This is a genomic window from Curtobacterium sp. UCD-KPL2560 (genome assembly GCF_001705035.1).
In the GTDB taxonomy this organism is placed as follows: Bacteria; Actinomycetota; Actinomycetes; order Actinomycetales; family Microbacteriaceae; genus Curtobacterium.
Genome location: NZ_MCIG01000042.1, coordinates 15406 through 27561, shown reverse-complemented (window position 1 = coordinate 27561; position 12156 = coordinate 15406). Strand labels below are relative to the sequence as shown.

13 protein-coding genes are annotated in these 12156 nt (G+C 70.4%); 7 read left to right on the top strand and 6 right to left on the bottom strand.

Annotated elements, in window-relative coordinates:
• Positions 1 to 207 (top strand): DUF3516 domain-containing protein (locus BEP24_RS10680; protein WP_141693434.1); only part of this gene is annotated, 207 nt, incomplete at its 5' end.
• Positions 208 to 396: 189 nt separating this feature from the next.
• Positions 397 to 648: a DUF6458 family protein gene (locus BEP24_RS10675; protein ID WP_065963172.1), complete on the top strand. Its 252-nt coding sequence runs from the start codon at positions 397 to 399 to the stop codon at positions 646 to 648.
• A gap of 27 nt (positions 649 to 675) precedes the next feature.
• Here the strand turns inward: BEP24_RS10675 and BEP24_RS10670 are convergent, their stop codons facing one another.
• Together BEP24_RS10670 and BEP24_RS10665 are read right to left on the bottom strand one after the other, a co-directional pair.
• Positions 676 to 1197 (bottom strand): ribonuclease H, encoded by a 522-nt coding sequence (locus tag BEP24_RS10670; RefSeq protein ID WP_065963170.1) that lies wholly within the window; start codon positions 1195 to 1197, stop codon positions 676 to 678.
• Positions 1198 to 1334: 137 nt separating this feature from the next.
• On the bottom strand, positions 1335 to 2207 hold the full coding sequence (locus tag BEP24_RS10665; RefSeq protein WP_065963169.1) for a hypothetical protein: 873 nt from the start codon (positions 2205 to 2207) through the stop codon (positions 1335 to 1337).
• Between the two features lie 97 nt (positions 2208 to 2304).
• Here BEP24_RS10665 and BEP24_RS10660 point away from each other — a divergent pair, with 97 nt between their 5' ends.
• Positions 2305 to 2643 (top strand): hypothetical protein, encoded by a 339-nt coding sequence (locus tag BEP24_RS10660; RefSeq protein ID WP_083230285.1) that lies wholly within the window; start codon positions 2305 to 2307, stop codon positions 2641 to 2643.
• A gap of 140 nt (positions 2644 to 2783) precedes the next feature.
• Here the strand turns inward: BEP24_RS10660 and BEP24_RS10655 are convergent, their stop codons facing one another.
• The 3 genes from BEP24_RS10655 to BEP24_RS10645 form a co-directional block, all read right to left on the bottom strand.
• On the bottom strand, positions 2784 to 4211 hold the full coding sequence (locus tag BEP24_RS10655) for a hypothetical protein (protein WP_065963165.1): 1428 nt from the start codon (positions 4209 to 4211) through the stop codon (positions 2784 to 2786).
• A gap of 114 nt (positions 4212 to 4325) precedes the next feature.
• Positions 4326 to 5846 carry a hypothetical protein gene (locus BEP24_RS17075; RefSeq protein ID WP_141693433.1) on the bottom strand — a complete coding sequence of 507 codons (1521 nt, stop codon included), beginning with the start codon at positions 5844 to 5846 and terminating at the stop codon, positions 4326 to 4328.
• A 144-nt stretch (positions 5847 to 5990) separates the two neighbouring features.
• Positions 5991 to 6809 (bottom strand): aldo/keto reductase, encoded by an 819-nt coding sequence (locus tag BEP24_RS10645; protein WP_065963162.1) that lies wholly within the window; start codon positions 6807 to 6809, stop codon positions 5991 to 5993.
• 137 nt (positions 6810 to 6946) lie between these two features.
• Here BEP24_RS10645 and BEP24_RS10640 point away from each other — a divergent pair, with 137 nt between their 5' ends.
• Positions 6947 to 7393: a hypothetical protein gene (locus tag BEP24_RS10640; protein ID WP_065963160.1), complete on the top strand. Its 447-nt coding sequence runs from the start codon at positions 6947 to 6949 to the stop codon at positions 7391 to 7393.
• 107 nt (positions 7394 to 7500) lie between these two features.
• On the opposite strand, the gene BEP24_RS10635 is transcribed toward BEP24_RS10640, so the two are convergent.
• Positions 7501 to 8706: an MFS transporter gene (locus BEP24_RS10635; RefSeq protein WP_065963158.1), complete on the bottom strand. Its 1206-nt coding sequence runs from the start codon at positions 8704 to 8706 to the stop codon at positions 7501 to 7503.
• A gap of 401 nt (positions 8707 to 9107) precedes the next feature.
• Between BEP24_RS10635 and nrdH the strand changes: the two genes are divergently transcribed.
• The 3 genes from nrdH to nrdE all read left to right on the top strand — a co-directional run bounded on the left by nrdH (position 9108) and on the right by nrdE (position 11992).
• Entirely contained in the window at positions 9108 to 9341 is a 234-nt protein-coding gene (gene nrdH, locus BEP24_RS10630; RefSeq protein ID WP_058727719.1) for a glutaredoxin-like protein NrdH, read from the top strand.
• Positions 9342 to 9452: 111 nt separating this feature from the next.
• A complete protein-coding gene (gene nrdI / locus BEP24_RS10625) occupies positions 9453 to 9869 on the top strand; it encodes a class Ib ribonucleoside-diphosphate reductase assembly flavoprotein NrdI (protein ID WP_065963157.1) in 417 nt (138 codons plus the stop codon).
• A 17-nt stretch (positions 9870 to 9886) separates the two neighbouring features.
• On the top strand, positions 9887 to 11992 hold the full coding sequence (nrdE, locus tag BEP24_RS10620) for a class 1b ribonucleoside-diphosphate reductase subunit alpha (protein ID WP_083230284.1): 2106 nt from the start codon (positions 9887 to 9889) through the stop codon (positions 11990 to 11992).
• The last annotated feature ends 164 nt before the right edge of the window (positions 11993 to 12156 follow it).

Here is a 12156-nt window from a genome sequence, read left to right as displayed (position 1 = left end):
GCGGGCGGGGGTGCCGCGGGCGGCGGTGCCGGTGCTGCTCCGCGGGTCTGGCGGGCGCGGCAGATCTTCGCCGATCCAGAGGGTGACAAGGACTTCGGGTTCTCGGCGACGATCGACCTCGACGCCTCGGACGAGGCCGGCGAGGCGGTCGTGCGGGTGACCGAGATCGGGCGGTTCGACGGGTGGGCCGAGGTCGACGTCGACTGAGGGGTCGGGCGGGGGTGCGCTGTCGCTGTCGCTGTCGCTGTCGCTGTCGTGTCGGGGCTGGGGCTGTCGCTGTCGTCGTGGGGCGGGCGCTGTCGCGCGGTCGGGCCACCGGGAACGCTCGCCGGGCCGGACGGGTACCTTCGGCGGCAGCCCATCGCCGACCGGCCGGGCCCGACGAGAGGTCATCCCATGCGCATCGGCTCGAGCATCGCCCTGATCGTGATCGGCGCCATCGTCGCGTTCGCGCTCGACTTCCAGGTCGCGGGCGTCGACCTGCGCCTGATCGGCTACATCCTGATGGCCGCCGGCGTCGTGCTGCTCGTCATCAGCCTGGCCGTCGGCTTCGGTGGACGACGGACCACCACGACCACCCGCTCCGGGGTCGACCCCGCGTCGGGGGAGCAGATCACCCGCCAGGACCGCCGCGACGGGGCGTACTGACCCCCGAGCCGGCCTCCTGACCGCGGGTCAGAACAGGGTCGCGGGAGGCGTCGCCTCGGGCAGCGCCGTCGGCTCCTCGACCTCGACGCCGGGCCAGCCCGGACCGTGCGGGACGTCCGTGCCCTGCTGGTAGGCGGTCGCTGCACCCCGGGCGCGGACGTCCGCGGCCTCGTTCATCTCGTGTCCGACGTGCCCGCGCACCCACTCGAAGGTGACCTTGCGGCCCTGCAGCTCGGCGTCGAGCTCCTTGATGATCTCGACGTTCAGCACCGGCTTGCCGTCGGCCTTCCGCCAGCCCTTCCGCTTCCAGCCCGCGAGCCACTCGGTGCAGGCCTTGATGGCGTACTGGCTGTCGCACAGGATGTGCAGCGGCTCGTCGGTGCCCTTCGTGGCGCGGAGGAGCTGGAGCACGGCGGTGAGCTCGCCGATGTTGTTCGTGGCGCGCGGCCAGCCACCGGCTGCCCAGCGGTCGTCGTCGACGTACCAGGCCCAGCCGGCCGGGCCGGGGTTGCCGAGGGCTGAGCCGTCTGCGGCGGCGACGATCGTCACGGTGGGACCTCCAGGGTGGTGCGGTGTGACGTCCGGACGCTCGCGCGGTCCCGGTCCGCCAGACGGGGTGCTCGTCGAGCGTAACGGAACCGTCGTGGCCGACCGTCCCGGCCGCCTGCGGTCGCCGCCCCGAGGGATCAGCGGCCGGACGGCACCAGGTTGAGCCGCGTCGACTCGTAGAGCCAGCCGTCGTGCTGCACGCGCATCGTCGGGTTCAGCCAGGCCAGCTGGGCCGGGGTGATGTCGAAGCGCTTCGCGACCGTCGTCTGGTCGTCGCCGTGCGCGACCTCGTACGAGGTCACGGTCGCGTCCGACGGGCCGTCGAGGTGGCCCCCGTCGGCGTCCAACGCGTAGCCGTACGCGCCGGGGCGAGCGGCGCCGGCGGTGGCGTGCAGGTCCGGGTACGGACTCGGGATCGACCAGGTCAGCGATCCGACCGCCAGGACCTGTCCGACCCAGGGACGGTCGGCCTCGTAGCCCGACTCGGGATCGGTCGACCGGGGCACCAGGACGACGCTGCGGAGCCAGTCCGGGTACGCGCCGGCGGCCGACAGGCTCACCGACGCGGGCGCCTGGTCCTCAGGCGTCCAGGTGGTCGTCGCGACGGCGAGCTGGTCGTAGCCGTCGCTGAACCGGGCGGGCCCGCGGCGGAACTCGATCGACATCGGCTGGGGTTCGGTGGTCCGGTACCCGGAGAGCTGCGCGTCGAACGTGCCAGCGTCGTCCGCCACGATCCGCACGTGTACGGCGGTGTCCCCGGACTTCGACACGGCGTCGGTCTCGGCGACGACGGTGCCCGCGGGCACCGCCTGCTTCGTCGACACCTGCTCGGCGTCTCCGCCCGCGCTGTCCCCGTCGGCACCGCCGTCCGGACGCGCCGACGCGCTCGGAGCCGCGTGCCCCGTCGGCTTCGGCAGCGGTGCGTCGTCGCCGAACACCGAGCACCCCGTGAGCAGCAGCGCGCTCACCCCCGCGAGCGCGATCGACGCCGTGACCGTCCCGCGTCCCATGTCGGACCCCCTCGTCACGACCGTAGTCGAGCGTGGAGCGGACCACGACGCCCGTGACCGAACCGTCACCGGAGGTCGTCGGCCTACTGTGCAGCGCATGAGCGACAGCAACCCCGACGCACCGGGCCCCGAGGCCTCCGACGACCACGCACGCGACGACGCCCTGCGCGAGACCGCACACCACGAGGGCGCCGACGGCGTCGGGGAGTCGGAGCAGCGGGCCGCCGACACGGCGTACAGCCCGTCGAGCGAGCGGGAGACCGTCGCCGCGCAGACGCAGCAGCGCGACGACGAGGACCTGCGCCGCGACGGCATCGACCCCTCGCGCATCGTGGCTGCCCCGGGGACCGGCGGCGCCGACGACGCCGGTGACGTCGAGCCCGAGCCGGGTGACCTGCACCTGCCGTGGCAGTCGGAGGACGATCGGCGCCCGTAGGCGGACACGACGAACAGCGGGCCCGTGCGGGCCCGCCGTTCGCGGTGCGGATGCGGCATCGACGCCGACCCGGTCTGGAGGCGCGGCTCGCCTCCGCCGGTCAGCTCACCGCGGACGCGTCCCGGCCCAGCCGGAGGACGTCAGATGGTGACGACGAAGGAGGTGAGGACCGCGCCGCTGTCGTCGCGCAGCTCGACCGAGTGCTCGCCCTGGCCGAGGTTGCGCAGGTTGAGCGTCCCGTTCCCTGCGGCGTTGATCGACCCGAAGATCGTGCCGACACCGTCGACGAAGACCGTGAAGCCGTAGCCGTCGAGGTCCTCCGAGTCGGCGACCTTCGCGTCGTGGAGCCGCACCGTCGCCGAGCCGCCGAAGAACGGGCTCGTCTGGGCGACGGTCGCCTGCAGCGTCGGCTCGCTGACCTCGTCGGCGACGCCGGGGGTGAAACCGGCGTCGACGGCATCCGGGGCCTCCACGGCCGTCACCGGCTCCGGCTGGGCCGCACTCGCGACGTCGAACCCTGCCGACTCGACGCCGGTGTCACCGAAGACGAGCGTGCTCAGGTGGGTCGAGCTGCCGACGGCGAGCTCGTAGCGGAGCGACACCAGGCCGTCTGCGGGCACGGTGCCCGACTCCTTCCCGCTGATGCCGGAGGCGCGGACCTCGCAGCGGAGGCCCGGCTCGCCGCGCAGGACGACCTGGGTCTGTCCGTCGACGAGCCCGGTCTCGACGAGCTCGAAGGGCTTCGCCTCCCGCGGCGCGGTCGCCGCGCTGGTGATCTCGAGCGACTCGGTCCGCTCGGTCTCGCCGCGGTGGATGATCGCGGTGAAGGCCTTCGTCTCGCCGTGCGGCAGGTAGACGTCACCGCTCAGTCGGCCGTCGTTGCCGAACGTGCCGTGCAGCGAACGCACGCCGTCGCGGTACAGGTCGACGGTGTCCCCGGGCGTCCCGCCGAGCGTCACGCGGGTGTAGCCCAGCTGGGCGGCGGGGGCGGTGTCGACGACCGTCACGGTGTCGGGTCGGGGAGCGCCCACCTCGGGGGTGAAGCCGGCGTCGACCACGCCGGGAGTCGGCGTCGCGACCACGGGCTCGGTGCCGGTGCCGCCGTCGCCCTCGCTCGGGCCGCCGTCCTCGGGCGCGTAGGACTCGACGACGAAGTCGTCGCTGTCGGCGGTCGCGCCGTCGGCATCGGTGACCGTCGCGACGAGGACGTGGTCTCCGCCGGGGAGGTCCGTCACGTCGCAGGAGAAGAGGCCGCGCGGCCCGGAGACCTCTGTCTCGCAGACGGTGTTGCCGTCGGTGTCGTGGACCGTCAGCTCGCCCGCATCGGTGATGCCACGGATGGCGAACGATCGCGTGTCGACCGTGTAGATCGGACGACCTTCGTGGTCGTACGCGACTGGGGTGCGGCCGTCGACGCGGGCGATGGAGGGGGCCCTGAGGTCCGACGTCGCGGCGGCAGCGTGCGCGGCGGGGGACGCGAGCAGGGGCGCGGCCACCGAGCAGGTCAGAGCGGCACCGAACAGGACGACCGCAGCGCGGTGCGGTCGGCGGGTGGTGGGGATGGTCATGGAACTCCTTCTGTCGAGCCCGCGTGCACGGGCCGACCGAGTATCGCGGAATGTTGTATTTCAAACCGCTGATGATGCTGAGTGCGAGGGAAATCGAGTGCCGCGCCGCAGCGGTCAGGCCGTCGCCGCGCTTCCGACGACCGCGCCCGGCACCGTGTAGGGCACCGTGGCGACGACGCGGTCGCCGATCGCGAGGGTCAGGGTGTGGTCGCCCTTCGCGCCCAGGTCAGCGATCGTCCGGTCCGTCGGCGTCGCGGAGATGCGGGTGGAGGCCACCTGCTTGCCGTCGACGAGGACGCGGGCGGAGTACGAGCCGTACCGCGCGTCCGGGTCGGACACACGCAGGGTCCCGGCGTGGCTGATCGGGTTGATCGCGGTCAGTTCCGCCGCCACCCGCTTGCCGACGAGGTCGCCACCGCCCTGGCCGGCACCGCTGCCCGGCCCCGCACTGCCTTCGCCTGCACCCGCACCGGGGCCTGCGCCTGCACCCGCACCGGCGCCTGCGCCTGCACCCGCACCGGCGCCTGAACCTCCTCCAGCGCCGACGCCTGCGCCATCGCCGACTCCGGTGCCGCTGCCCTGGTCGCCGACGGGCAAGGTGAAGCCCGGGTCCGTCGGGCCGGGTGCCGGGATCGCGACCACCGGCGTGGTCGGGACGCCGGTGTCGACTGCCGCGGCGACGTCGAACGACCCGTTCAGGACCGCACCGTCGTCGCCGTGCGCTTCCCAGTGCACGCTCGTGGTCGTCGGCGAGGTCGGGACGGTCCAGTCCACGCGACCGTCAGCGGGGACGGTGCCCTGCGTGCGGCGGGGCGAGTTCGCCTGCTGCAGCAGGTACCACGTCCCCGGCGTCCCGCGGAGGACGACGGTCGTGCCCGCGGCGCCCGGCGTCGTCTCGACGAGCTCGAGCGGCGTGGTCGTCGGGACGGGTGCGGCGTCCGGAACCACCTCGAGGTCGGTCACGACGCGGTGGCCCGACCGCTGCGTCTCCGCGTGCACGTGCACGTGCTCCGTCCATGTGCGGACCGCTGCGACGACGTGACCGGCCGGGTCGACCGTCCCGCGTGCGAGCTCGTAGCCCTGGTCGTCACGGAGGACGTACCGGTCGCCCGGTGCGCCACCGAAGGTCACCGCGGTCGTCCCGGGAGTCGTGCCGGGTGCGGTCCGCTCGACCGAGAGTGGTGAGGGCTCGGCGCCGTCGTCGGGCATGTCCTCGGCGTACGACTCGAGCACGAACGGGCGCGAGGAGCGGGTCTCCCCGTCCGTGGTGATCGAGGCGACCAGGCGGTGGGAGCCCGGACCGACGAAGGCCGGGCAGCCAGCGTGTTCACCGAACACGTAGTCCGGCACGCTGCAGACGACGTCGCCGGTCTCCTCGTCCCGGATCGTCAGCGCACCCTCGTCCGCGTCGACGACGACCGAGGAGTCCCAGCGGTCGGTCTGGAACACGTCCGTCCCGTCCTTCGTGTCCGCTGCCGGGCGGCCGTCCACCGTGACGATGCTCGGGTCGTGGGGGTACTGCAGCTGCGTCGCGCTCGCGAGGTCGCACGTCGCCAGGACGGCGGTGCCGGCGAGGGCGGTGCCGAGCAGCAGGCTGGCCACTCGCGCGCGGCGGCCGGTGGTCGTGTGTGTCACGTCGTTCTCCTTGTCCGCGGCCCACACGGGCCGCCGAGCAAGGATCGCGGACGAGTATTCCGTACTCTGTATCCCTGCCGGGTGCGATGAGCGAAGAGGCCGAGCGGACCGAGGTGCCCGGCCCACTCCCGCTCCCGCCGCCGCTCAGGACACGGTGTCGGGGTGGGACCCGGTGCGCTGCCCGGACTCGAGCGTGGCGATCGCCGCCAGGTCGTCGTCGGTCAGGGCGAAGCCGTCGACATCGATGTTCGAGCGGATGCGTGCCGGGGTGACCGACTTGGGCAGCACGACGACGCCCTGTTGCGCGTTCCACCGCACGAGCACCTGCGCGACGCTCACGCCGTGTGCCTCGGCGATGCGCGTGAGGACCGGTTCGTCGACGAGCCGGCCGCGGCCGAGCGGCGACCACGCCTCGGTGACGATGCCGTGCTCCTCGTGGAAGGCCATCAACTCGCGCTGCGGCAGCCACGGGTGCCGTTCGACCTGGTTGACGACGGGCACCTCGCCCGTCTCGTCGAGCAGCCGCTGCAGGTGCGGCACCTGGAAGTTCGAGACACCGACGCTGCGCGCCAGCCCCTGGTCGCTCAGCTCGACGAGCGTCCGCCACGTCTCGACGTAGCGGTCGTTCGCGGCAGCCGGCCAGTGGATGAGGTACAGGTCGACCGAGTCCAGGCCGAGCCGCTCGAGGCTCGCGTCGAACGCGCGGAGGGTGGCGTCGCGGCCCTGGTGGTCGTTCCAGACCTTGGTGGTCACGAAGACGTCGTCACGGTCGAGGCCGGAGGCGCGCACCGCCCTGCCGACGCCGGCCTCGTTGCCGTACATCTCGGCTGTGTCGACGTGCCGGTAGCCGGCGTCGAGGGCCGTCGCGACGGCCGTCTCGGCCGCCGCGTCGTCGACCTTGTACACGCCGAAGCCCACGGCGGGGATCGTCGCGCCGTCGTGGAGGGGGATGGAGGTGACCATGCGCCCATCTTGCCGTGACCGCGTGCCGCGCCACGAGCCTCCCAACCGATGCCATGTGAAATACACACAGGCTGGGTCGGCCATCATCGTCGCGGCCCGCCGCCGGGGCGGGCCGGCACCTCGAAGGAGAACCAACCATGCAGAAGACCGCTCGCCTCGCGGCGACGACCGGCGTCGCCCTCGCACTCGGCGCATCCCTGTTGACCGCCGCCCCGGCCACCGCAGCGACCCAGCACGACGCCCCGTCGACGGTGGCCTCGGCAGGCGTGCAGTCGGCGTCGGAGCCCACGGGCCCGACGTTCGTGGACCGCCACGTGTCGATCACCACGAGCATCATCCAGGGCGACGAGGTGGTGGTGCGCGGCGTCGTGTCGAAGTACCAGCCGGAGTTCGTCGAGGCGGCAGCGGGTGCCGGGTACCAGACCCAGGCGCCGGTCGCCGCCGACGGCTCGTTCGAGATCCGGTTCCCCGACGTCGGCGGCTTCCCGACGCGGGACTACGGCCTGCGGTTCAGCAAGCACCTCGGATCGACGCTCGTCCGGTTGTCCGTGCTGAACACGGTCGCCTACGCGGAACGGGTCTGACCTCGGCGGAGCGCGTCTGACCTCGGCGCCGCGTGCGCTGGGTGCCCGCCGCTCCCAGGACGTCGGCGGGGTGGTGTCGTCCGGACCCGCCCCACCGACGGCCTCGGTCAGCTCGGCAGCGTGACCGGCTCGGTGTCGGGCAGGGGGCTCGCGTCGCGTCCGCGCAGGTCGGGGAGCCACCGCCGCATGACGAGCGGCAGGACCACCCCGGCGGCAGCCATCACCGCGCCGACGGACATGCCGCCGGTGGGGCCGTTCGCGTCGATGAGGAAGCCGGCCACCGCCGACCCGCCCGCGGCGCCGATGAGCTGCCCGGTGCCCATCCAGCCGTACGCCTCGGCGGTGTCGGAGAACTTCACGGTCGCGGACACCGAGCCGAACATGACCGCGAGGGCCGGGGCGATGCCGGCACCGGCGATGACGAGCGCGAGGCACAGCCACCAGAAGTCCGTGCCGCCGACCGCGAGCGCGAGGCCGACGAACACGATGCACATGCGCGCCCACAGGGTGTTGCGCGAGATCGGTCGGTGCCCGAGCGCCAGGCCGCCCGCGAGCGAGCCGACCGCGAAGACCGCGAGGACGATGCCGGCGTTCGGGCTGCCCTCGCCGAAGACGCTGGTGACGCTCGCCTCGACCGCCGAGCACGCCCCGATGAGGAGCAGGCCGGTCAGCGTGGCGACGACGACCGAGGGCCGCTTGAGCACGACGCCGAACGCGCGCTTCGAACGGGGGATCCGGACGCGACCGAGTTCGGGGGAGGCGATGAACCACACGCCGCCGACGACCAGGAACACCATCGCCACGACGATCGCCTGCACGGTCCCGACCTGCGTCGCGACGAAGGTCGTGATGACGGGGCCGGCGACCCAGATGAGCTCCTGCGCGCTGGCGTCGAGCGAGAACAGCGGTGTGAGCTGCGACGAGGTCACCATCTTGGGGTAGATGGTGCGCACGGCCGGCTGCACGGGCGGCACCGCCAGGCCACCGAGGAACCCGACGACGACGTACCCGCCGAGCGCCATCGGGACGAACGCGATGACGACCATGCTCGCGAGCGCGACGATGCTCGTCAGCACGAGGACCGGGCGCATGCCCCAGCTGCCCATCCACCGACTGGTCAGCGGACCGGCGATGGCCTGGCCGATGCTCGTCGTCGCGAGCACGAGTCCGGCGGCGCCGTACGAGCCGAAGACGTGCTCGACGTGCAGCAGGTAGGCGAGGGAGAGCATGCCGAACGGGAAGCGCGCGGTGAGCTGCGCAGCGATGACGCGGCCGACTCCGGGGGTCTTCAGCAGGGGTCCGTAGGCGCTCACGGTCCGAGTGTACGGACCGGACGGAATCCGCTGACACCCGTCCGGGGGTGCTGTGGACGAGCCGCTTCGAAGACCCCTTGTGGAGGACTCACCGCGACACGCCGACGCGCCGATTCCACACCTGTGGATCGAGGTCGTCCACCGGTGTGGGGAAGTGTCGGTGGTGCGCCGCAGACTGGCGGAACGACGGGCCTCCCGGGAATCCACAGACTGTGGAGGGCGTTGTGGAGAACTACACGGCTGTAACACTTCCTCTTGTGGTCGGTGCCGTGGCCAGCCACTAGATGTAGTGTGGAGTCACCGCAGCGGCCCCTTCCCGGACACGTCTGCGCAGGTGCCAGTGGCACCCGACACCAGCACCACTCCACAGCACGAACAACCAGCAAGAACCAGGGGAGATCATGGCCGTCACCGTCTACACCAAGCCGTCCTGCGTGCAGTGCACCGCGACGTACCGCGCGCTCGACAACAAGGGCATCCAGTACGAGGTGCTCGACGTCTCCGCCGACGAGGCCGCGCTCGAGCACGTCAAGTCGCTCGGCTACATGCAGGCCCCCGTCGTCGTGACCGACGACGACCACTGGTCGGGCTTCCGTCCCGACAAGATCGCGACGCTCAGCGCCGAACTCGCGTGAGCCGTGCGGGTCCCGTCACGGGACCCGCGGCTCCGCCGGCCTGGAGGCACGCACCGCCTCCGCCAGGCCCCTCCTGATCTGCTGTCCGCACCTCTCGCAAGGAGCGCGCACATGAGTCGCCTCGTCTACTTCTCGAGCGTGTCCGGGTACACCGCACGCTTCATCGAGAAGCTCGGCCGTGACGCGGACCGCATCCCGCTCTACCCGGGCGACCCGTTCCTGCACGCGGACGAGCCGTACGTGCTCGTCCTGCCGACGTACGGCGGCGGCAACGGGCAGGGCGCGGTGCCCAAGCAGGTCATCAAGTTCCTCAACGACGAACACAACCGTTCGCTCATCCGCGGCGTGATCGTCGGGGGCAACACGAACTTCGGCGAGGCCTACGGGCTCGCAGGGGACGTCATCTCGCAGAAGTGCGGCGTCCCCGTCTTGTACCGCTTCGAACTCTTCGGAACGCCTGACGACGTGCAGGCGGTCAACTCAGGATTGGATGCATTTTGGACGCAGCAGTTGCAGACGTCGATCTGACGTCGCCGCAGACGGGGATGGACTACCACTCCCTCAACGCGATGCTCAACCTCTACGACGCGGACGGGAACATCCAGTTCGACAAGGACCGTGAGGCCGCCAAGCAGTTCTTCCTGCAGCACGTCAACCAGAACACCGTCTTCTTCCACAACCTGAAGGAGCGGCTGGACTACCTGGTCGAGAACGAGTACTACGAGCAGGCGACGATCGACCAGTACTCGATGGACTTCATCCAGAAGCTCAACGACCTGGCGTACTCCAAGAAGTTCCGGTTCCAGACGTTCCTCGGTGCGTTCAAGTACTACACGAGCTACACGCTCAAGACGTTCGACGGCAAGCGTTACCTCGAGCGCTTCGAGGACCGCGTCGTCATGACCGCCCTCGGCCTGGCGCAGGGCAACGAGCAGCTCGCGATCGACCTCGTCGAGGAGATCATCGCCGGCCGCTTCCAGCCCGCGACCCCGACGTTCCTCAACACCGCGAAGGCCCAGCGCGGCGAGCTCGTCTCCTGCTTCCTCCTCCGCATCGAGGACAACATGGAGTCGATCTCGCGCGGGATCAACTCGTCGCTGCAGCTCTCGAAGCGCGGCGGCGGCGTGGCTCTGCTGCTCTCGAACATCCGCGAGGCCGGCGCCCCGATCAAGCAGATCGAGAACCAGTCCTCGGGCATCATCCCCGTGATGAAGCTGCTGGAGGACTCCTTCTCGTACGCGAACCAGCTCGGTGCGCGTCAGGGTGCCGGTGCCGTCTACCTGTCGGCCCACCACCCCGACATCATGAAGTTCCTCGACACCAAGCGCGAGAACGCCGACGAGAAGATCCGCATCAAGACGCTGTCGCTCGGCGTCGTCGTGCCGGACATCACGTTCGAGCTCGCGAAGAACAACGAGGACATGTACCTGTTCTCGCCGTACGACGTCGAGAAGGTCTACGGCGTCCCGTTCGGCGACGTCCCGATCTCCGAGAACTACCGCGCGATGGTCGACGACTCGCGCATCAAGAAGACGAAGATCAAGGCGCGTGACTTCTTCACGACCATCGCCGAGATCCAGTTCGAGTCGGGCTACCCGTACATCGTGTTCGAGGACACGGTGAACAAGGCCAACCCGATCAAGGGTCGGATCAACATGTCCAACCTGTGCTCCGAGATCCTGCAGGTCAACACCCCCACGACCTTCAACGAGGACCTCTCGTACAAGGAGATCGGCAAGGACATCTCCTGCAACCTCGGCTCGCTGAACATCGCGCTGACGATGGACTCGCCGGACTTCGGCAAGACCATCGAGACCGCGATCCGCGGTCTGACCTCGGTCTCGCAGATGTCGCACATCACCTCGGTGCGCTCGGTCGAGGACGGCAACGACAAGTCGCACGCCATCGGCCTCGGCCAGATGAACCTGCACGGCTACCTCGCTCGTGAGCGCGTGTACTACGGCTCCGAAGAGGGCATCGACTTCACGAACATCTACTTCTACACGGTGCTGTTCCACGCCCTGCGCGCCTCGAACAACATCGCGATCGAGACGGGGGAGACCTTCGACGGCTTCCGCGACTCGAAGTACGCGTCGGGTGAGTTCTTCGACAAGTACACCGACCAGGCGTGGGTGCCGGCGACCGAGCGCGTCCGCGAGCTCTTCGCGAAGGCGAACGTCACGATCCCGACGCAGGACGACTGGAAGGCGCTGAAGGCGTCCGTCCAGGAGCACGGCATCTACAACCAGAACCTGCAGGCCGTCCCGCCGACCGGTTCGATCTCGTACATCAACCACTCGACGTCGTCGATCCACCCGATCGCGTCGAAGATCGAGATCCGCAAGGAAGGCAAGCTCGGTCGCGTCTACTACCCGGCGCCGTTCATGACGAACGACAACCTGGACTACTACCAGGACGCATACGAGATCGGTGCCGAGAAGATCATCGACACGTACGCCGCGGCCACGCAGCACGTCGACCAGGGGCTGTCGCTGACGCTGTTCTTCAAGGACACCGCCACCACGCGCGACATCAACAAGGCCCAGATCTACGCATGGCGCAAGGGCATCAAGACGATCTACTACATCCGTCTGCGCCAGCTCGCCCTCGAGGGCACCGAGGTCGAGGGCTGCGTCAGCTGCATGCTGTAGCGGTCGGTCGCTGACGCGACTGCCCACATCCTGGAGGCGCGGTGCTGACACCGCCCTGCGTCTCCAGATTCGCACAAGTCCATAAAGAGCTCAGGACCAGGTTCGCGAAAACCTGGTCCTGAACAGCCCCTTTAGTAGGGACTCCAACTGAGAGCTGGAGCGTC